This window comes from Aeromonas sp. 602200, from assembly GCF_049173895.1.
GTDB classification, from domain to species: domain Bacteria; phylum Pseudomonadota; class Gammaproteobacteria; order Enterobacterales; family Aeromonadaceae; genus Aeromonas; species Aeromonas veronii_A.
The window spans coordinates 26,835-45,539 of record NZ_JAAKSL010000004.1; the positions used below are offsets into that span (position 1 = coordinate 26,835).

19 protein-coding genes are annotated in these 18,705 nt (G+C 60.0%); 8 read left to right on the forward strand and 11 right to left on the reverse strand.

Features of this window, described 5'->3' with window-relative positions; translation table 11 throughout:
• The first annotated feature begins 33 nt into the window (after positions 1-33).
• On the forward strand, positions 34-237 hold the full coding sequence (locus G5221_RS06955; protein ID WP_005335287.1) for a YheV family putative zinc ribbon protein: 204 nt from the start codon (positions 34-36) through the stop codon (positions 235-237).
• A 143-nt stretch (positions 238-380) separates the two neighbouring features.
• Entirely contained in the window at positions 381-1,052 is a 672-nt protein-coding gene (slyD, locus tag G5221_RS06960; RefSeq protein WP_100645229.1) for a peptidylprolyl isomerase, read from the forward strand.
• A gap of 100 nt (positions 1,053-1,152) precedes the next feature.
• Here the strand turns inward: slyD and G5221_RS06965 are convergent, their stop codons facing one another.
• Together G5221_RS06965 and G5221_RS06970 are read right to left on the reverse strand one after the other, a co-directional pair.
• Positions 1,153-1,368 (reverse strand): SlyX family protein, encoded by a 216-nt coding sequence (locus tag G5221_RS06965; protein WP_158111350.1) that lies wholly within the window; start codon positions 1,366-1,368, stop codon positions 1,153-1,155.
• Between the two features lie 14 nt (positions 1,369-1,382).
• Positions 1,383-2,351 (reverse strand): hypothetical protein, encoded by a 969-nt coding sequence (locus tag G5221_RS06970; RefSeq protein ID WP_266134382.1) that lies wholly within the window; start codon positions 2,349-2,351, stop codon positions 1,383-1,385.
• Between the two features lie 118 nt (positions 2,352-2,469).
• On the opposite strand from G5221_RS06970, the gene fkpA reads away from it, so the two are divergent.
• Both fkpA and G5221_RS06980 read left to right on the forward strand, forming a co-directional pair.
• Positions 2,470-3,273, forward strand: a complete 804-nt coding sequence (gene fkpA / locus G5221_RS06975; protein WP_005335283.1) for an FKBP-type peptidyl-prolyl cis-trans isomerase — start codon at positions 2,470-2,472, stop codon at positions 3,271-3,273.
• Positions 3,274-3,424: 151 nt separating this feature from the next.
• Positions 3,425-4,831, forward strand: coding sequence for a sigma-54-dependent transcriptional regulator (locus G5221_RS06980; protein ID WP_076494970.1), 1,407 nt, complete (start codon positions 3,425-3,427; stop codon positions 4,829-4,831).
• 54 nt (positions 4,832-4,885) lie between these two features.
• On the opposite strand, the gene G5221_RS06985 is transcribed toward G5221_RS06980, so the two are convergent.
• The 3 genes from G5221_RS06985 to G5221_RS06995 form a co-directional block, all read right to left on the reverse strand.
• Positions 4,886-5,755: a hypothetical protein gene (locus tag G5221_RS06985; RefSeq protein ID WP_266134381.1), complete on the reverse strand. Its 870-nt coding sequence runs from the start codon at positions 5,753-5,755 to the stop codon at positions 4,886-4,888.
• Between the two features lie 112 nt (positions 5,756-5,867).
• On the reverse strand, positions 5,868-6,203 hold the full coding sequence (locus G5221_RS06990) for a hypothetical protein (RefSeq protein ID WP_005358483.1): 336 nt from the start codon (positions 6,201-6,203) through the stop codon (positions 5,868-5,870).
• Positions 6,204-6,345: 142 nt separating this feature from the next.
• A complete protein-coding gene (locus tag G5221_RS06995) occupies positions 6,346-6,690 on the reverse strand; it encodes a DUF2956 domain-containing protein (protein ID WP_064338659.1) in 345 nt (114 codons plus the stop codon).
• Between the two features lie 268 nt (positions 6,691-6,958).
• Here G5221_RS06995 and ushA point away from each other — a divergent pair, with 268 nt between their 5' ends.
• Positions 6,959-8,683: a bifunctional UDP-sugar hydrolase/5'-nucleotidase UshA gene (gene ushA, locus G5221_RS07000; RefSeq protein WP_266134380.1), complete on the forward strand. Its 1,725-nt coding sequence runs from the start codon at positions 6,959-6,961 to the stop codon at positions 8,681-8,683.
• Positions 8,684-8,897: 214 nt separating this feature from the next.
• On the opposite strand, the gene G5221_RS07005 is transcribed toward ushA, so the two are convergent.
• Positions 8,898-9,758, reverse strand: a complete 861-nt coding sequence (locus G5221_RS07005) for a Tim44 domain-containing protein (protein WP_266134379.1) — start codon at positions 9,756-9,758, stop codon at positions 8,898-8,900.
• Between the two features lie 363 nt (positions 9,759-10,121).
• On the opposite strand from G5221_RS07005, the gene dnaB reads away from it, so the two are divergent.
• From dnaB to G5221_RS07020, 3 genes are all read left to right on the forward strand, one after another.
• The gene (gene dnaB, locus G5221_RS07010; RefSeq protein ID WP_026035132.1) at positions 10,122-11,516 is read left to right on the forward strand and encodes a replicative DNA helicase; all 1,395 of its coding nucleotides are present in this window, start codon (positions 10,122-10,124) and stop codon (positions 11,514-11,516) included.
• Between the two features lie 191 nt (positions 11,517-11,707).
• Positions 11,708-12,781, forward strand: coding sequence for an alanine racemase (gene alr / locus G5221_RS07015; RefSeq protein ID WP_158111346.1), 1,074 nt, complete (start codon positions 11,708-11,710; stop codon positions 12,779-12,781).
• Positions 12,781-13,200 carry a secondary thiamine-phosphate synthase enzyme YjbQ gene (locus tag G5221_RS07020; RefSeq protein ID WP_421263020.1) on the forward strand — a complete coding sequence of 140 codons (420 nt, stop codon included), beginning with the start codon at positions 12,781-12,783 and terminating at the stop codon, positions 13,198-13,200. The genes alr and G5221_RS07020 overlap by 1 nt, the downstream gene beginning before the upstream one ends.
• A 120-nt stretch (positions 13,201-13,320) precedes the next feature.
• On the opposite strand, the gene pepE is transcribed toward G5221_RS07020, so the two are convergent.
• The 5 genes from pepE to G5221_RS07045 form a co-directional block, all read right to left on the reverse strand.
• On the reverse strand, positions 13,321-14,058 hold the full coding sequence (pepE, locus tag G5221_RS07025; protein WP_421263021.1) for a dipeptidase PepE: 738 nt from the start codon (positions 14,056-14,058) through the stop codon (positions 13,321-13,323).
• 244 nt (positions 14,059-14,302) lie between these two features.
• A complete protein-coding gene (locus G5221_RS07030; protein ID WP_266134375.1) occupies positions 14,303-15,664 on the reverse strand; it encodes an endonuclease/exonuclease/phosphatase family protein in 1,362 nt (453 codons plus the stop codon).
• Positions 15,665-15,894: 230 nt separating this feature from the next.
• Entirely contained in the window at positions 15,895-16,707 is an 813-nt protein-coding gene (locus G5221_RS07035; RefSeq protein WP_266134374.1) for a heme ABC transporter ATP-binding protein, read from the reverse strand.
• Positions 16,708-16,718: 11 nt separating this feature from the next.
• Complete coding sequence (locus G5221_RS07040; RefSeq protein ID WP_005335261.1) at positions 16,719-17,750, reverse strand: FecCD family ABC transporter permease; 1,032 nt, start codon at positions 17,748-17,750, stop codon at positions 16,719-16,721.
• A complete protein-coding gene (locus tag G5221_RS07045) occupies positions 17,747-18,598 on the reverse strand; it encodes a heme/hemin ABC transporter substrate-binding protein (protein WP_263084524.1) in 852 nt (283 codons plus the stop codon). The genes G5221_RS07040 and G5221_RS07045 overlap by 4 nt, the downstream gene beginning before the upstream one ends.
• Between the last annotated feature and the right edge of the window lie 107 nt (positions 18,599-18,705).

Genomic DNA, 18,705 nt, shown 5'->3' on the forward strand with positions numbered 1-18,705 from the left:
ACCCTGATATGATGCTGCCTGGAGGTAACAAATATGGAAACCAGACGTAAAAAACGCTTCATTGCCGGTGCGGTTTGCCCGGCGTGCGGCAAGTTGGACAACATGATGCTGTATCTGGAGCATGGAGTCGAGAAGGTGACCTGCGTCGCCTGTGGCGATACCCAGGTACAAACGCCTGCCGAGGTCGACAAGCAGACTCGCGAGGCGGAAGAGGTGATCGGGGTGTTTCGCCCCTGATGTGGCAACGGCGGGTGGAGTGCGGGTCTCCTCGCTGACGCTGTTGCCGTTTTTTTCGTCACTCCGTGGCGCCGCACGGCATATGCGCGGCCCGCTTTTTAGGGTATTCTGAGCCCGTTTTTTTCTATCCGCAGGATCCTGACATGAAAGTAGCTCCTCTGAGCGTGGTTACGCTGGAATACACAGTCACCGACGAGCACGGTGAAGTCATCGACAGCACTGTCGGCAAAGAGCCGCTGGTCTATCTGCACGGCACCCGTTACCTGGTCTCTGGCCTGGAAGCCGAGCTGGAAGGTCGCGCGGTAGGTGAAGCCTTCGAAGTGACTCTGGCACCGAGCCAGGCCTACGGCGAATACGACGAGACACTGGTACAAGAAGTACCGGGCGAGCTGTTCGACGGCATGGAAGTCTCCGAAGGGGATACTTTTGTGGCTGAAACCGACGATGGCCACCGTCCGGTGACCGTGGTTGAAGTGTCCGAAGAGTTCGTCAAGGTGGATGGCAACCATCCGCTGGCTGGCGTGACTCTGGGCTTCAAGGTCGAGATCAAGGATGTGCGTGCTGCCACTGCCGAAGAGCTGGCTCACGGCCATGTTCACGGTGCCGGTGGTTGCGGTCACGATCACGGTCATGACCACGATCACGGCGGTTGCTGTGGCGGTCATGGTCACGACCACGATGAGGATCACGGCCACGGCGGTTGCTGCGGTGGTGCTGGCCACGGTCACGATCATGGCCACGATCACGGCGACGACCATGGTCACGGCGGCTGCTGCGGTGGTGGCGGTTGTGGTGGCAAGGGTCATCACCACTGATCACGGCCAGGCCGATGATAAAAAACCCGCGATAATCGCGGGTTTTTTATTGGCTGACAGCTATGCCAAGCCATATTGCCTGAGCTGAGATGGCGCCGGTTCAGTAGTGCGGCGGAGGGGTCTCTTCGGCCATGCTGGCAATCTGGCTGGGTTGTACGCTTTGCAGTTTATCGATCAGCAGCTGGATCTGGTATTTGAGTCGATCGAGTTCACGGCCCTGGGTGGTCACCTCGTCATTGAGCTGCTCTATGGTGTACTCCGCGTAGGCGAGACGGGTTTCCAGGGTTTCGATGCGTTCGTTTAAATGCTGACTCATGGGCCTTCGGGTCCTTACTTGATTGTCCAGATTTCGGCCAGACCACTGGAGCTGGCACTGACAAGATGGCTATTGTCGCGCAAAGCGACGCCGTAGACCACTGCGCTGGGCGGTTTCACCTTGGGTTGCGGCGAGACGCGCCAGCTCTGCAGCAGGGCACCATCGCTCACTTGCCATAGGGAGAGTTGACGGGAAGGGGCGCCGGTGATGAGCCACTTGCCATCGTTGGCAAAGCGGGCGCTGGTGTAGACCTCGAAGCGGTGATCATATTGCAGCTGACTCACCTCCTTGCCGGTTTTCAGATCCCAGATGCTGGCCCGGCTGCTGTCGGCGGTGAAGGCGTAGCGGCCGCTCGGCTCCAGTCTGGCCATGATCACCCGGCCACCATGGTTGAAGCGCCAGCTCACCTGCCCGCTACGGGTATCCCACAGATAGGCGCTGTAGTCGTTGCCGCCGGTCAGGGCGTAGCGACCGTTGGCGGAGAGATCCACCGTATTGACCTGTTCGGTGTGCCCCAGAAACTGCAGGCGACGGCCGCTTCGGGTGTCGAGCCACTCGGCCTTGCCATCTTCCCGCCCGATCAGCACATAACGACCGTCGGCAGAGAGCGCGATGTCCCTCAGCCTGGATTCAGGAAGTGAGTAGTAGCCTTGTGATTGCCCGTCGTTCAGCCGCCAGGTAGCAAAGGTATCGGGGGTGGCGGTGACGGCATGGCTGTTGCCTTCGGAAAAACGGGTAATGAATACCAGATCATCCGTAGAGTCGGATTGCTTCCAGCGCCAGCGTTGACGGTTCTGTTCCAGATCCCAGACGATGATGCCCTGGCTGATGCTGGAGACGATGGCCTGCTTGCCATCACTGGAGAGATCTGCGGTCAGCAGACCCGTGCTGGCGAGGGTCATTTGCTGGTTGGGTTGGGAGCTCTGCTCGCAACCGGTGAGCATTAAACAGAGGCTCACCAGATAAATGGCACTTTTTATCATTTTTGCGGTCTCACGCTTTTGTTACCTGCGATCACGGCGTTAGTATAAGGCGCTTATCACGATAAACCTCTCATTTCACGATGGAACCGAGAGCGGTATTTGGAGTTTGGAGAAACTGATGAACAAATTTCTGAAGGTGTCCCTGTTGGCGGCGGCCGTTGCCGTCGGTCTGACTGCTTGCCAAAAAGACGAGAAGCCTGCTGCGGCCAATACCGCCGAAGTGAAGGCAGAAGCCAGCAAGCCGGCAGAGGCGACCAAGGCCGAAGCCAAGAGCTTTGAAGAGCAATCTGGCTACGCAATTGGCCTCTCCATGGGTCGTTACATCGCCAATACCCTGGAGCGTCAGCAGGAACTGGGCATCAAACTGGACAACGCCGTGATCCTGAAAGGGGTGACTGACGGTCTGGGCAAAGAAGCCAAGATGACTGATGAAGAGATCCAGAAGGTACTGCAGGATTACGACGCCAAGATCAACGAGCTGACCAAGGCCAAGGCCGAGAAAGACGCCGTTGAGAATCTGAAGAAGGGCGAAGAGTTCCTGGCTGCCAACGCCAAGAAAGAGGGTGTGAAGAGCACTGAATCCGGCCTGCAATACGTGGTCGAGAAGATGGGCACTGGCGCCAAGCCGAAATCTACCGACATCGTCAAGGTTCACTACACCGGTACCCTGACCGACGGCACCAAGTTCGACAGCTCCGTCGATCGCGGCGAGCCGGCTACCTTCCCGCTCAACCAGGTTATCCCGGGTTGGACCGAAGGTGTTCAGCTGATGCCGGTTGGCTCCAAGTTCAAGTTCTTCCTGCCGTCCAAGCTGGCCTATGGCGAGCACGGTGCAGGCTCCATCCCGGCGAACGCCGTGCTGGTGTTTGACGTTGAGCTGCTGGCTATCGAGAAGCCGACTGCAGACGACGCCAAGAAGTAATCCCTTCTTGTAGTTAAAAACGGCTCCTTAAGGAGCCGTTTTTACTTGTGTATTCCCTGCAATCGCGGGATAACAGAGCTGTCTTGGCGTTGGGTTTGCGCGCGAAAATAAGGCAAAATAGATCGCAGAATCAAATACAAGGATGAGTCCAGTGGCTGAAAATAAATCGCGTGTCCTGCTGGTGGAAGATACCCGTAGTCTGGCGGTGGTCTATGAACAGTACCTGCGCCAGGAGGGGTATGAGGTGGTGCTGGCCGACTGTGGTCAGCAAGCGTTGGCGCAGTTGCTGGCAAGTCCTCCCCCCGTGGTGCTGCTGGATCTGGAGCTGCCGGATATGTCCGGTATGGATATTCTGCAGATGATCACCGAACAGCAGTTGCCTTGCTCTGTGGTGGTGATCACCGCCCACGGCTCGGTAGATGTGGCGGTGGAGGCGATGCGCCTCGGTGCCTTCGATTTTCTGACCAAGCCGTTTGACAGCAAGCGGCTCTGCGCCACCGTTCGCAATGCCTTGAAACACCAGCAGTTGAGCTCGCTGGTTGCCCACTATCGGGAGAACTTCGAGCGCAGCTCCTTCTTCGGTTTTATCGGTGCCTCCATGGCGATGCAGGCGGTCTATCGCATCATCGAGAGCGCGGCGCCCAGCAAGGCGACCGTCTTTATCACTGGCGAGAGCGGCACCGGCAAAGAGGTGTGTGCCGAGGCGATTCACCAGTGCAGTCCCCGTAGCGAGCAGCCCTTTATTGCCCTCAACTGCGCCGCCATTCCCCACGATTTGATGGAGAGCGAGATCTTCGGTCATGTGAAAGGGTCCTTTACCGGTGCCCAGGGGGATCGCAAGGGGGCGGCCAGTCTGGCTGATGGCGGTACCCTGTTTCTCGACGAGATCTGCGAGATGGACCTGGATCTGCAGAGCAAGTTGCTGCGCTTTATCCAGACCGGCACAGTGCAGCGGGTCGGCAGCGGCAAGCTCGAGACGGTGGATGTGCGCTTTATCTGCGCCACCAACCGGGATCCGCTGGTCGAGGTGAAAGCGGGCCGTTTTCGTGAGGATCTCTACTATCGGCTCCACGTCATTCCCCTCACCCTGCCGCCCCTGCGGGAGCGGGGCGAGGATATCCTGCTGTTGGCGCGCACCCTGCTGCAGAGCTACGCCAAGGAGGAGAACAAACGCTTCAAGGATTTCGATGTCGAGGCGGCGCGAGTGCTGCTCGACTACCCCTGGCCTGGCAACGTACGCGAGCTGCAAAACGTGGTGCGCAATATCGTGGTGCTCAATGACAAGGAGCTGGTGAGCCCGGATATTCTGCCGCCACCTCTCAATGGGGTTCGCCCCCAACTGCCGGCTGCGATTGCGGCAGCGGTGGCATCGGCTCCGGCCGCCACTGGCGTGGCCAACGGGCCTATCCGCCCGCTCTGGCTGGTGGAAAAAGAGGTGATCGAACAGGCCATCGCCAGCTGTGACGGTAACATTCCTAAAGCGGCGGCCCTGCTCGAGATCAGCCCCTCCACCATTTACCGTAAAAAGCAGGGGTGGGAAGAGTCCAATCGGGCCTGAACCATCTTGCCAGCAGAAAGGGCGGTTAGCGTGCCGCCCTTTCTATTTTGAGGATCAGAGTTTGGCGAGGCGCTTGAGGCGGGCCAGTCGCTCCCCCTCGTTGGCGCTGAACCAGCGGTCCTGCGACAGCAGAAACCAGGCACGGGAGAAGTATTCCGCGGCCAGCGGATCGTCCAGCACCAAGGCATTTTCCCCCAGCTCCTCGAACAGATAACCATCCTCAGGTTCGCCTGCCTCGGCCATATCGGCCTTGAGCTGGTGCAGCTCTGCCAGCGCCTGCTGGTGCTGACCCTGGGCCCGGGTCAGGCGAGCCAGACTCCAGCGAGCGATAAACGCCTTGGCCGGCTGGTTATGTTGCAGATGCCAGGCCAGACACTTCTGCTGCTGGATTTTCGCCTCCTCAAAGCGGCCCAGTTCGAACAGGGCCCAGCCCTGATTGTTGTAAAGGGGGCCTAGCCAGCCGTGCACCTTCTCATCGCTGCTGCGCTCAGCCAGCTCCATCGCCAGTTGATGCCAGCGGCTCTGCTCTTCCAGCGGTGCGGCGATGGCGATCATGTGAGCGGCGTCGATGGCGAGATAGGTCTCCTTCTCCTTGAGTCCCCACTGCCAGGCTTGTTCAAACAGCGGTTTGGCACTGGCTTTGTCGCCCGCCGAGTTAAAGGTGCGGCCTCGTTCCAGCAGGGCCCTGATCCGGGCTCTGGGGGTTGTATCTGTGAGGCGAGGCTCTATCTCGTCGAGCAGCTGGTGGGCTTCGGCAAACTGGCGCTGCAGCGAGTGGGTACGGGCAATTTGGGTCAGCAACTCCAGTTCGAGTTGCAGGTCGGCGGCGGCGCGCGCTTCGGGAAGAAGGGTGTGAAAACGAAGGGCACTGGCGGCGGGATCCTGATAATCCCACAGCGCCATGAAATCGGGCGGATTGTCCATTTGGCCTCCTTGCTGGTTATCCTGTCACCAAGATGCCTGCAGGCCATTGTTTGTACAAGGGGCGCCCGTCACAGAGCGCCCCTTGAGCCATGCTAACGGTTGTGCCAGCCGATCAGTAAACCATGGCCAGGCTCATCAGCATCAGGCCGAGGGCGGCAAAGGCCCCCTCTTTGATGGCGAGCCGTGGCACCAGCGCCTTGGGCAGGGCCGGAAACAGGCTCAGGGCAAAGCCAAGGCCCGGCATCAACCAGTGGAATGCCGGATCGCGCAGGGCGGGATCGGCGGCACCGTTGATGATGATCAGTAAAATAAACAGGGTGAAGGCGGGGAGGATAAACCAGCGTACCCCACCGGCGGCAACCGCCCGCAGCGGCGAAATGCGATAGAGCAGCATGGTCACAAGGAACAGTACAAAAGGGGCCAGCAGATAGAGCGGAGCGGGGTTCATAACATCTTTCCTGAAACTGAGCGTCAAAAAACAGGGAGTCCGGTGCAAGAGGCGCGGGATTTAATCACTCTTCGCAGGTAATCACCAGCAGCCCGGGCCCGGGCTGTGAAGAGGATCCCGGATAAAGGTTTGCTAGCGCGTCTTAGTGCAACCAGAACCAGGCTGCTGCAAATCCCAGCCAGCTCAGCACCAGCAAGATCCAGGGCAGGGGATGCTGATGGCTTACTTCAACCAGCTCCAGCTGAGCGTCTTGCTCTTCGGTTTGTGGCGCGCCCTGTGGCTGCCTGGCTTTGGCCTGCAATTTTTTCTGGCGGCTCGCTTCGCGGGCCCGTGCCTTCATCTGTTTCTTGTATTCGTCGATGCCTTTCTGGATCCCTTGCGCGATAAGCTGGGTCTGCTCCTTGGTCTGCCCCGGCTTCTGGTTGGCACGGGCAATTTTCATCGCCTCCTGCTGGGTCTCGGGGGAAATCTTGTCGTACTTGGCCATCAAATCATCTCCTCGGGCATGGCTGGCTGGGGAGTATGCCATAAAGGCGCGTCCGGGTGGCGCCTCCTTGGTGCGGGAGGGGAGCAAGTGAGTGACTGCTCAACAAAAAACCTGACAAATCAGCAGGAAGCCGGATGTTGGGCCGAAGATCACAATTAGCAGAATTTGTGAGTCATCGATGAAAAACGGTCATCTGTTGTTTGTTATATTGGCGCCCGACCCGCTGGACAGGGTTGATAAATAACAAAACAATCAAGGTGATATGGAAATGAATAATAACTTTATCAAAGGCGGCGTGGCACTGGCCGTGCTTGCTGCACTGACTGGCTGTAATACCTCGACTAATGACACCGTTGCACCCTGCACCGAAAATGTCTGCAAACTGACTATCCTGCACACCAACGATACCCACGGCCGTTTCTGGCACAATGCTGAAAATGAGTACGGTATGGCTGCCCAGAAGACTCTGGTCGAGCAGCTGCGTGCCGATGCCAAGGCTGCTGGCAGTGACGTACTGGTTCTCTCCGGTGGTGATGTGAATACCGGCGTGCCGGAGTCAGATCTGCAGGATGCCGAGCCTGACTTCATGGCGATGAACAACATTCGCTACGATGCCATGGCAGTGGGCAACCATGAATTCGACAACCCTCTCAGCGTGCTGGAGAAGCAGCGCAAGTGGGCCCAGTTCCCCATGCTCTCGGCCAACATCTATGACAAGGCCAGTGGCAAACACTACTTTGACCCCTACAAGGTGTTCAAGCTAGAGAGCGGTCTCAAGGTCGCCGTACTGGGCCTGACCACCGAGGATACCGCCCAGCTGGTTGACCCCAACAACGTGCAGACTCTGGAGTTCCGCGATCCGACTACGGAAGCGGCCAAACTGGGCCAGCAGATCCGCAGCAACAAGGAGGCCAATCTGGTCTTCGCCATCACCCACATGGGCCATTACGAGAATGGTCAGCACGGCAGCAATGCGCCGGGCGATGTAGAGATGGCTCGTGCACTGCCGGCAGGGACTCTGGATGCCATCATTGGTGGCCACTCCCAGAATCCGGTCTGTATGGAACCGGGCACCACCAACAAGTACGCCAATTTCAAACCGGGTGATAACTGCCAACCGGACCAGCAAAACGGCACCTGGATCATGCAGGCTCACGAGTGGGGCAAGTATGTGGGCCGTGCTCAGTTTGAGTATCAGAATGGCAAGTTGACCCTGACCAGCTATGAGCTGATCCCGGTCAACCTGATCAAGCGCAACGCCAAGGGCGAGGCGATCGATGCTAACGGCGTCGTAACCAAGGACCCGACCAAGATGCAGTTCGTACAGGACGAGATCACCAAGGATCCCGAGCTGTATAACACCCTGCTGGGTTATCAGGAGAAAGGTCAGCAAGAGCTGAATGTCGTCATTGGCTCGGCAGATGGCTTGCTGGTTGGTGATCGCAACTCGGTTCGCAACAAGCAGACCAACCTGGGTCGTCTCATCACCACGGCGACCAGCATCAAGCTGGGGGTCGACTTTGGTATCGTCAATTCAGGTGGTGTGCGTGACAGCATCCCGGCCGGTGATATCACCTACCGCAGCGTGCTGCTGGTGCACCCGTTTGGCAACACGGTCAACAAGGCGGCCATGAAGGGAAGCGATCTGGCGACCTATCTGGGTCAGGTGGCAAGCAAGACCCGCAATACCGGTGGTTATGCCCAGTTTGGCGGTATCGATATGGCGGTGGATTGCCAGGCCAAGAGCGTCAATATCACCAGCATCGGTGGCAAGGCGTTTGATCCGGCCGCAACCTACAGCTTCGCGATCCCGAGCTTCAGCGCCTCCGGTGGTGACGGCTATCCGAAGATCGATACCATCAACGCCGGCTTGGTGGATGCAGCCGTGCTGAAGGAGTACATCGAGATCAAGAAGGTGATCAACGTGGCCGATTATCAACCGTCCAATGAGGTGACCTATCTGAACTCAACATCTGCCGAAGGGTGCAACTGATTCGTCTGCGGGGCGCATACCCCCAGATGTGATCCCAAAGGGCAGCCGGTGGCTGCCCTTTGTCGTTATGTGCGTGGTGACATGTCATCTTGGGATTGGTCACAACTCTTCAATTATCAATGACGATAGCCATCGCCTGTAGGAGGTCAGGTGAGGGGATGAAATGAAAAGAGGCGGCCTATGGGCCGCCTCTTGCGTAGTGACAATCTAAACCTTACAGCTGCTCGATACCAACGATATGCCAAGGGGCATTGTTCTTGGCCAGATCGCGTTCGAGGTGCCACACCTCTTTGATGTCTTCTTCGACCTGCTCCTGACGGTCCATGTAGCGGCCGCTGAAGCGCACGCTCACCTGGGCCCAGTCGCTGCCATAGTCAGCACGTACCAGCTGGGTATCGACGTACATCACTTCTGTGTGCTGGTCGCCAGTCAGTTCGGCGCGCTCGGCTTTGAGCTGCTCAAACAGCTCGGGGCTGACGTACTCGCGCACCTTTTCCAGATCGTTCTTGTTCCACGCCTCTTGCAGGGTGCGATAGTGATCGCGGGCACCGGCCAGGAAGCTGTTCATGTCAAAGCCCGGCGGCAGGCGGAACGGCACGTCGCTGTCGGCAAAGCCGGTGGCTTGCGGTGCGCTGTTGCACTGCTCAAACTGCTGCGGGGCCGCGGATTGCGGTGGCTGATAGCCCGCATAGGCCGCCTGTTGTGGCTGTGGCGTCGCGACCTTGCCCTTGCGCAGGGTACGGATCAGGAAGACGGCACCCAGCGCCAGCAGGGCGATCAGCAGGAAGTCCATTCCTTGCAGACCTTCAAAGGCACCGCTGCCCAGCAGGTAGGCAAACAGGCCGCCAGCCAGCAGGCCGCCCAGCAGGCCACCCATCATGCCGCTCTTTTTCGGCGGAGTCTGGGCATTCAGTGTCGGATTCTTGTTGTCGACCGGTTTGGCCGCAGGCTGGGCCGGCGCAGTTTTGTAACTTTTACCAAAGGATTTGCCGCCGCCAAATTTCTTGGCTTCGGCGTGAGGTGCCCCCAGGCCAATGGCCAGGATCACGGCAAACAGGGTCAGCATCTTTTTCATTTTGACTCTTTTCACTCTCGTCTGTGGGTGGGGCATGCTCCGCTTTGGCAAGCTCAGCAAGGCGCATGGCAGGCTGCCTGTCCCTAATTGTGTCGCAGCTTGTATTCATCAATATCACCTCTGGCATGAATTATTCATGAACGAGGTAGCCGCGATGCGGCGTCAAACAAGAGGAGTAAACCGGATGAAAAGCAGAAGATTGAGTCGCAAGGAGCGCAAAATGCGAAGCAAAATCAAAATGGTCAAGGTAGAGCTGACTCTGGTTTGGCCCTTTATGATGGTATGAGCCGCCAGATAGGGCTCGCCGTAGTTGGCTTTCTTTTGTAAAATTCCCGTCCCCTTCCCGCTGCGGTTTTTATGTGTATGGCAGAGCAAGTGACGGCGAAAAAAGACGCCAAGACACAACAGCTGAAAGTTCCTCCCCACTCTTTTGAGGCCGAACAGTCCGTACTGGGTGGCCTGATGCTGGATAATGATGCCTGGGATCGGGTTGCCGAACGGGTGATCGATCAGGATTTCTACAGCCGTCCGCACCGGTTGATCTTCCAGGCCATGACCCGCCTCTCCAACGCGGGCAACCCCATCGACCTCATCACCCTGCAGGAGGAGCTGGAGCGCTCCGAACAGCTGGAAGAGGCGGGCGGCTTCGCCTATCTGGTGGAGATCGCCAAGAACACCCCGAGTGCTGCCAACATCAACGCCTACGCCGAAATCGTGCGTGAGCGGGCGGTCGTACGGGAGATGATCTCGGTCGCCAACGAGATAGTCGAAGCAGGCTACGAGCCACAGGGCCGTACCTCCGGCGATCTGCTGGATCTTGCCGAGAGCAAGGTATTCAAGATTGCCGAGCAGCGCACCAGCGCCAACGAGGGGCCCCAGCCCCTGAAGCTCATCCTCGAGCAGACCGTCGACAAGATTGAAGAGTTGTTCAAGACCCCCCACAACGGGGTGACCGGGGTATCGAGCGGTTACAACGATCTGGACAAGATGACCGCCGGTTTGCAGCGTTCGGACTTGATCATCGTGGCGGCCCGTCCCTCCATGGGCAAGACCACCTTTGCCATGAACCTCTGCGAGCACGCGGCCCTCACCGCCGACAAGCCGGTGCTTATCTTCTCGCTGGAGATGCCCTCCGAGCAGATCATCATGCGTATGCTCGCCTCGGTCGGTCGCATCGACCAGACCAAGGTGCGTACCGGTCAGCTCGATGACGAGGATTGGGCGCGCCTCTCCTCCACCATGGGATTGCTGCTGGAGAAGGGCAAGATGTATATCGATGATGCCTCAGGCCTCACCCCGACCGATGTGCGCTCCCGTGCCCGTCGGGTGGCGCGCGAGCATGGCGGCCTATCCATGATCATGGTGGACTACCTGCAGCTGATGCGGGTGCCGGCGCTCTCCGATAACCGGACCCTGGAGATCGGCGAGATCTCCCGCTCCCTCAAGGCCTTGGCGAAAGAGCTGCAGTGCCCGGTGGTGGCGCTCTCCCAGCTGAACCGAAGCCTGGAACAGCGGGCCGACAAGCGCCCGGTCAACTCGGACCTTCGTGAATCGGGCTCCATCGAGCAGGATGCGGATTTGATCATGTTTATCTATCGTGATGAGGTTTATCACGATGACAGCCCGGACAAGGGGATTGCCGAGATTATCATCGGCAAGCAGCGTAACGGCCCTATCGGCCGTGTGCGCCTCACCTTCCAGGGTCAGTTCTCCCGGTTCGACAACTACGCCGGTCCGGCGTTTGACGACGATTATTGATGTAAACCCAAGGTGATGGCGGTTTTGCCATTACCACGACTGCCCTGATCGATAGCCAGTCATTGGCTGCCGCTCAGGGCCTGTTTTCCCGGTTCGACAATTATGCCGGTCCGGCCTTCGACGACGATAAGTGAGTGGCGGTCTTCGGCCCGATGAGGGGGAGACCATTTGTGCCCTCGTAAGGGAAAACCATGAAAGCGGCTACTGCCCAAATCAATACTGCGGCCTTGCGCCACAACCTCGCCGTGGTCAAGCGCCACGCCCCTGCTTGCAAGATCATCGCTGTGGTCAAGGCCAACGCCTATGGCCACGGACTGCTGCCGGTCGCCCGCACCCTGGTGGATGCGGATGCCTATGCGGTGGCCCGTATCGAAGAGGCGCTGATGCTGCGCTCCTGCGCCGTGGTCAAACCCATCGTGCTGCTGGAGGGCTTCTTCTCTGCCGACGATCTGCCGGTGCTGGCGGCCAACAATCTGCAGACGGCGGTTCACACCTGGGAGCAGCTCGAAGCGCTGGAGCAGGTCGAGCTGCCAGCGCCCGTGGTGGCCTGGCTCAAGCTCGACACCGGCATGCACCGCCTCGGGGTGCGTGCCGACGAGATGCCCGCCTTTATCGAGCGCCTCGGCAAGTGCAAGAACGTGGTGCAGCCGTTCAACATCATGACCCACTTCAGCCGCTCCGATGAGCTGGAGCAGCCCACTACCCGCGAACAGATCGATTTGTTCAGCAAGTTGACCGCGCCGCTCCTGGGCGAACGGGCCATGGCCAACTCGGCGGGCATTCTGGCCTGGCCAGACTCCCACTGCGACTGGGTTCGCCCCGGTGTCATCCTCTATGGCGTCTCCCCGTTCCCCAACACGGTGGCGGCCGATTATGACCTACAGCCGGTGATGACCTTGAAGACCCAGCTGATTGCGGTGCGGGATCACAAGGCGGGCGAGCCGGTGGGCTACGGCGCCAACTGGGTGGCGGATCGTGACACTCGCCTTGGCGTGATCGCCATCGGCTACGGTGACGGTTATCCGCGCATGGCGCCCAACGGCACATCCGTGCTGGTCAACGGCCGCATCGTGCCGCTGGTGGGGCGTGTCTCCATGGATATGAGCACCGTCGATCTGGGCCCGGGCGCGACCGACAAGCCCGGCGACGAGGCGGTACTGTGGGGCGAGGGGTTGCCGGTGGAGAGGGTGGCCGATGAGATTGGCACCATCCCCTACGAACTCATCACCAAACTCACCTCCCGCGTCTTTATGGAGTACGTCTGATGTGGCAGCACTGCCTGCTGACGTTGAAGCCCCGTTCGCGGGGCTTTCATCTGGTGACCGACGAGCTGGTGGCCAAGCTGCCGATGCTGGCGGATTACCGGATTGGCATGGCGCACCTGCTGCTGCAACATACTTCCGCCTCGCTTACTCTCAACGAGAATTGTGACCCCAGCGTGCGCAGCGATATGGAGGCCCATCTGCACCGGCTGGCGCCGGAGGATGCCCCTTACTATCGCCACACCTATGAGGGGCCGGATGACATGCCCGCCCACATCAAATCCTCCCTGCTCGGGGTGAGCCTGCAACTGCCGATCCGCGATGGTCAGTTGGCGCTCGGCACCTGGCAGGGGATCTGGCTTGGCGAGCATCGCATCGATGGCGGTGCCCGCAAGGTATTGGTGACCCTGCAGGGTGAGTAATCAGGCTGTAACCAGCTGAAAGATGAAGATAAAAAAGAGGGATGGCACCGAGCCATCCCTCTGTCGTTTCTACGGTTTTGTTAGTCATCCACCTGCCAGTGGTGAAGCGCTCTGCGTGGCTCAGCCGACCTTGAAGGGGGTCAGCTCGGCCAGCGGGGCGGCGTCCATAAAGGCTTGCGGCTCCTGACCCTGTTTGAAGATCTTGAAGTCCTGCTCGCGGGCGCTCCAGTACTCCAGACGTTCGCTGCCGTTTTCTCCGGTGATTTGCAGCAGACTCGCTTCGCGCAGGGCCACCACGTATTCGCTCGGGTTGATGGCGCAGAACTCCGCCAGACGCTCGTCGCGGGTCTCGCCCATGTGGCCGCTGATGCTGGCATCCAGATAGTGCGGGTTGATCTGCAGCGGGAACAGGCCCAGCGCGGGCAGCACGGCGGCGTTGCAGACCGGCATGTCGTTGGTGGTGCGGATGCTCGGGGTCGCCACATTGCAACCTGCGCTCCAGCCCACATAGGGGACGCCCCGCTCACGCACGGCGCGCTGGATCGGCACGATCAGGCCGTTTTCATGCAACATCTGGTTGAGGCGCCAGGTGTTGCCGCCGCTGATAAAGATGGCGTCGGCCTGATTGACGGCCTCGACCGGATCATCGAAGTGGTGGATGCTGATGGTCTCGATCCCGAGGCTCTCGGTAAGTTCGTTGGCACGGGCATCCCAGTCGCTGCGGATCACCGCGTAGGGGATGAGCAGGATGCGTTTGACCTGTTTGCGAGCCAGCAGGCTTTGAACCCGATCTCGGGCCCAGCCGAGCAGACCCGGAAATTCGTTGGCTTTACCGTTACTAAGCAGAAGCAGTTCCATCAGATACGTCCTCAAAAAGTGAAAGCGGAGGAGGGAGGGCCACCGGAACCGCCGTGCGGCCGGATGGCAAGAGCGGGCATGCTACCACCATTGGCGTGGCGGTTCTGTGATCGCGAGGCCCATTCAACGGCCATTGAGGAGCTATGGATGGATAACTCACTGCCAAGTGGTGGATTAATAAGCAGCGCTCCGCTCGCTGCCCATCGCCAATAAAAGACCCCGCCGCAGCGGGGTCATGGCAGAGTTAGTCGAGTTTGAGATCGACCCACACCATGCGGTGATCCGAACTGACTCCCTTGGCGATGCCGAGTTTCGCATCATAGACCAGGTGATAGCCGGCCTCGAAGCTGGCAGGCCAGAAGACGCCGCTCTTGACCGCGTTGAGGTTGGCGGAGGGGATGACGTGATCCAGCTGCAGTACGCTGCTATTGGTGATCCGCTCCGGGTTGGGACGATTGAGGTTGCGTTTGCAGTCGGTCCCCTTGCTGACACACTCCGGGCCCCCTTCGCTGACCGGGATCAAGGGGCCATTGGTGATGGCTTGATTCATCAGCGGGTTGTTTAGCAGATCCTGAATGGCGGTCAGGTCACCGTCACCGGTGAGCGGATCGGCGTTGAGATCACCCGCGATAACAAACTTGGCGTTTTTGGCCAGTCCACCCTTGGTGCCCTTGTCATCGCTCATGTAGTTGAGACCCTTGACGTAGTCGTTCCAGAAGGCGATCTCGGCGCGGTTGTGTTTGACGGTGTGGCGCGCCGCGTTGGCAAAGATTGGCGGGGTCGGGTGGGAGATCAGGAAGTGGATCACCTCTTCACCCTTCTCGGTCTTGATCCGTACCGGCACATCGGCGTGGTTCTTGGAGGAGAGCGGGTACTGCTGCCAGGCTGCGTCTGAATACCAAGCATCACCACACTGGCGGCTGGCCGGGATCTTGACCTTGGGATTGTTGCAGTCATCGATGATGGGGTTCTGCTCGCCCGGCATATCCTTCCACTTGAAGTTCTGGAAGGTGCGGATCTGCTTGGTGTCGATGGGGTATTTGGACATCACCGCAAAGGCGTACTGGCCGTGGTAGTTGCCAAAGCCCCAGGCATCGTCGGGGCCGCTGTTGACCTTGCCATCCAGATTGAGGTCATAACCACTCATCAAGCCGGTGTTGGTGGCGAAGTTCTGCATCACCGGATAGCTGATAGCCGTCACTTCGGCGTGCTGGGCGTGGGCCAGATAGTTGTCGTTGAAGGCTTTCAGATCGGCGGTGCTCTCGCCTTTGCCGTCGTTGTCGAACTCGTTGAGCAGGAACACATCCGGGCGGGTGCGCTGGATGATCTCCGCCACGTTGCGGATCTGCTGCACGTTCTTGGCTTTGGTTTCAGTGGCGCCGCTCAGGCTCCCTTCGGCGAGGCGGGCCAGCAGGGCATCCTGCTCGGTGCGAGTCAGCGCCAGCTCACCGGTCAGCATACCGGCGGCAGTGCGGTCAAAAGAGAGGTTGAAGGTGGCAAAACGAACCATGGGATCAGCTGCCTTTGAGTCGTTGTCGCTGTTGCAGCCTGCCAGCATCCCGAGGGAGATGGCGGAGGCCAGCAGGGTCTTGTTGATATTTTTCATTGTAATTGTTCCGTAGCATCAATGAGTTATGCCTTCTGTGAGGCGGCGCCATTATAAGTAGACGGCGATGCTGCGGGGATTTTGCCTGAGCAAAGTGTGAGGATATTCACACCACATATCTGGCGATGATGAATGTTAGCAGGGCGATATGGGGTGTGAAAAACCGGTGTATACGCTGCAGTTTCCGGGATGAATGGCGCACTTCCTGCCGTTACCGCGCTCTGAATTTGTCACACCACCATCGGCAGGCCGCTCTCGGGGTGGTGGATCACCTGTGCCGGATAGTCATAGAGACGGGCAATCAGCTCGGGGGTCAGCACCTCGGCAGGTGTGCCATCGGCCATCAGTTTTCCCCGCTCCAGCATCACCAGCCTATCGGCATAGCGCGCCGCCAGATTGAGGTCGTGCAGCACCACCAGCACCGCAGTATTGCGGCTGGCGAGGGCGCGCGCCATGGTGAGCAGCTGATGCTGGTATTTCAGATCCAGCGCCGAGGTGGGCTCGTCGAGCAGCAGCAAGCGGGGTTGCTCGGCCTGCCCGGTCGGAGAGGGGGCCTGCCAGATCTGCGCCAGCACCCGGGCAAACTGCACCCGCTGCCGCTCGCCGCCAGAGAGCCCGGGATAGAGCCGCTTGGCCAGATGCTCGACCCCGGCATGGGTCATGGCCGCCGCTACTATCTCGTCACGCCGCGCCGCCGGTTCACTGTGGGGCAAGCGCCCCATGGCGACCACTTCTTCGCAGAGAAAGGGGAAGTTGAGGGAGGAGCTTTGCGGCAATACCCCGAGCCGGTGGGCCAGCTGGCTGCTGTCCCACTGCTGGCGATCTGCGCCAAACAGGGTGATGGAACCCTCATATTCCAGCTCGCCGGTCAGGCACTTGAGCAGCGAGCTCTTGCCCGCCCCGTTGGGGCCGAGCAGGGCGGTGAGGGTGCCGCTCTCGAGACTAAGATCGAGCCCATCCAGGATCTGGCGCTGGCCACGGCGCAGGCTGAGTCGTGTGCAGCTCAACAGGGGGGAGGAGTGTGAGGATGAGAGTGATTGCATAACAGTCCGTATCACAGGGCGCGGCGGCCTTTTACCAGCAGCCAGATGAAGAATGGAGCGCCGAGCAGGGCGGTGATGATGCCCACCGGCAGCTCGGCCGGGGCCAGCAGGGTGCGAGCCAGCATGTCGGCCGCCAGCAGCAGGGCGGCGCCAAGCAGGGCCGAGAGCGGCAGCAACCTGACATGGTTGGGGCCTGCCAGCAGGCGCACCAGATGGGGCACTACCAGCCCGACGAAGCCGATCATCCCCGATACCGCCACCGCCACCCCGACGCCTGCGGCGGTGAGCAGAATCAGACGACGTTTGAGGGATTGCACATTGACCCCCAGATGACGAGCCTCCCCTTCACCCAGCAGCAGGGCATTGAGGGGATTGGCATCGCGCATAAAGAGCCACAGCAGGGCCGCCAGGGTGAGCAGGGCCAGCGCCACATCGGCCGGTTTGCCTGCCGCCAGCGTTCCCATCTGCCACAGGCTCAGGTTGCGCAGCATCTGATCGTCCGCCAGATAGGTGAGCAGGCCGATCACCGCACCGGAGAGCGCCGTGATGGCGACCCCGGCCAGTAGCATGACGGTGACCGAGGTGCCCCCCTCACGGGTGCCGAGCAGATAGACCAGGGTGGTGGTGAGCGCGCCGCCGAGAAAGGCGAGCAGCGGCAGCAGACCAACCCCTATGGTGGCTTGCAGCTGCTGGCCGAGGGGGGCCAGCAGCACGATGGCGAGTGCAGCCCCAAGCGCCGCACCGCCGGAGACACCTATGATGCCGGGGTCAGCCAGGGGGTTGCGAAACAGCCCCTGCATCACGGCGCCACAGAGCCCGAGAATCCCCCCCACTGCGATGCAGAGCAGGGTACGAGGCAGGCGAATTTCCTGCACGATCAGCAGCTTGTGCGACTCTATCCCGCTCTCCTGCCCGGCAAACAGCGCCCGCAGACTCTCGCCCAGGGTGAGGGTCATGGGGCCGGTTGCCAGCGAACCGAGCAGCAACAGTGCCAGTGCGGCCGTGGTAAAGGCCAGCAGCCAGGAGAGGGGTAACCGCATCATGACCCCTGCTTGATCCACTGGGCGATCTGGTTCGCCTGCTGCAGGGAGTTGAGGCTCAGGCCCCCTTGCAGGGCGTGGCCGTCGATGGCGTGAATGGCGTTACGCTTGCCAGCCGGGGTGGCGGCCAGGGCGGGCACTTCTGCCAGCACCTTGGCCGGGTCGGCATATTGCTGCCAGTCACGACCGCTGACCAGTACCAGATCGGGCTGCATCTCGATGAGGGATTCGGCGGATACCGGCTTGTAGTTGCGCAACTCGGCGACCGGATTGATGCCGCCGGCCAGCGAAATCAGCGCGCTGGCGGTTGTATCCCCTCCGGCGATGCTGGTGGGTTGCCCCTTGTGCAGCAGCAGGAAGGCGACCTTGAGCGGTTTGTTCTGTTTGGCTTGCGCCGCCAGCTGATCGGTCTGAGCCTGGATCTCTGCCTTCAGGCGATCGCCAGCGGCTTTGTCGCCCAGCAGGTTGGCGAGGGTGTCGATACGCTGGTTGAGGTTGGCGAGGGTCGGCGCGGTATCCAGCACCTCCACCTTGACCCCGGCACGGCGCAGCTGATCCAGGGTCGGGGCCGGGCCCATCTCGTCGCTGCCCACCAGTCGGGTGGGGGAGAGGCTCAGGATCCCTTCGGCGGCCAGCGCCCGGTGATAACCCACCTTGGGCAACCCTTTTGGCAAGGGGCTGCTGACATCGGTGGCGATCAGGCTCGATTCACCGCCAAGGGCCAGAATGAGTTCTGTGGTGGCCGGGCCGATACTGACGATACGCTCTTTCTGTCCGTCGGCGGCAACGGCAGAGAAGGGAGAGAGTGAACTGCAGAGCAGGGTGATGGCGAGGGCAAGACGACGGCCCATGCTAACCTCCGAAGGGGTGAATGAAACGGGTGTGCCGCCGAGAATATCAAGGCTTTGGAAAAAATGCACTGATAATGATAGCAATTATCAATTGCATTGGTTTCGGT

What these genes read in the sequence shown, in the direction of transcription:
- G5221_RS06955 (WP_005335287.1), top strand. Translation starts at nt 34, where the DNA reads ATGGAAACCAGACGTAAAAAACGCTTCATTGCCGGTGCGGTTTGCCCG.
- slyD (WP_100645229.1), top strand. Translation starts at nt 381, where the DNA reads ATGAAAGTAGCTCCTCTGAGCGTGGTTACGCTGGAATACACAGTCACC.
- G5221_RS06965 (WP_158111350.1), bottom strand. Translation starts at nt 1,368, where the DNA reads ATGAGTCAGCATTTAAACGAACGCATCGAAACCCTGGAAACCCGTCTC.
- G5221_RS06970 (WP_266134382.1), bottom strand. Translation starts at nt 2,351, where the DNA reads ATGATAAAAAGTGCCATTTATCTGGTGAGCCTCTGTTTAATGCTCACC.
- fkpA (WP_005335283.1), top strand. Translation starts at nt 2,470, where the DNA reads ATGAACAAATTTCTGAAGGTGTCCCTGTTGGCGGCGGCCGTTGCCGTC.
- G5221_RS06985 (WP_266134381.1), bottom strand. Translation starts at nt 5,755, where the DNA reads ATGGACAATCCGCCCGATTTCATGGCGCTGTGGGATTATCAGGATCCC.
- G5221_RS06990 (WP_005358483.1), bottom strand. Translation starts at nt 6,203, where the DNA reads ATGAACCCCGCTCCGCTCTATCTGCTGGCCCCTTTTGTACTGTTCCTT.
- G5221_RS06995 (WP_064338659.1), bottom strand. Translation starts at nt 6,690, where the DNA reads ATGGCCAAGTACGACAAGATTTCCCCCGAGACCCAGCAGGAGGCGATG.
- ushA (WP_266134380.1), top strand. Translation starts at nt 6,959, where the DNA reads ATGAATAATAACTTTATCAAAGGCGGCGTGGCACTGGCCGTGCTTGCT.
- G5221_RS07005 (WP_266134379.1), bottom strand. Translation starts at nt 9,758, where the DNA reads ATGAAAAAGATGCTGACCCTGTTTGCCGTGATCCTGGCCATTGGCCTG.
- dnaB (WP_026035132.1), top strand. Translation starts at nt 10,122, where the DNA reads ATGGCAGAGCAAGTGACGGCGAAAAAAGACGCCAAGACACAACAGCTG.
- alr (WP_158111346.1), top strand. Translation starts at nt 11,708, where the DNA reads ATGAAAGCGGCTACTGCCCAAATCAATACTGCGGCCTTGCGCCACAAC.
- G5221_RS07020 (WP_421263020.1), top strand. Translation starts at nt 12,781, where the DNA reads ATGTGGCAGCACTGCCTGCTGACGTTGAAGCCCCGTTCGCGGGGCTTT.
- pepE (WP_421263021.1), bottom strand. Translation starts at nt 14,058, where the DNA reads ATGGAACTGCTTCTGCTTAGTAACGGTAAAGCCAACGAATTTCCGGGT.
- G5221_RS07030 (WP_266134375.1), bottom strand. Translation starts at nt 15,664, where the DNA reads ATGAAAAATATCAACAAGACCCTGCTGGCCTCCGCCATCTCCCTCGGG.
- G5221_RS07035 (WP_266134374.1), bottom strand. Translation starts at nt 16,707, where the DNA reads ATGCAATCACTCTCATCCTCACACTCCTCCCCCCTGTTGAGCTGCACA.
- G5221_RS07040 (WP_005335261.1), bottom strand. Translation starts at nt 17,750, where the DNA reads ATGATGCGGTTACCCCTCTCCTGGCTGCTGGCCTTTACCACGGCCGCA.
- G5221_RS07045 (WP_263084524.1), bottom strand. Translation starts at nt 18,598, where the DNA reads ATGGGCCGTCGTCTTGCCCTCGCCATCACCCTGCTCTGCAGTTCACTC.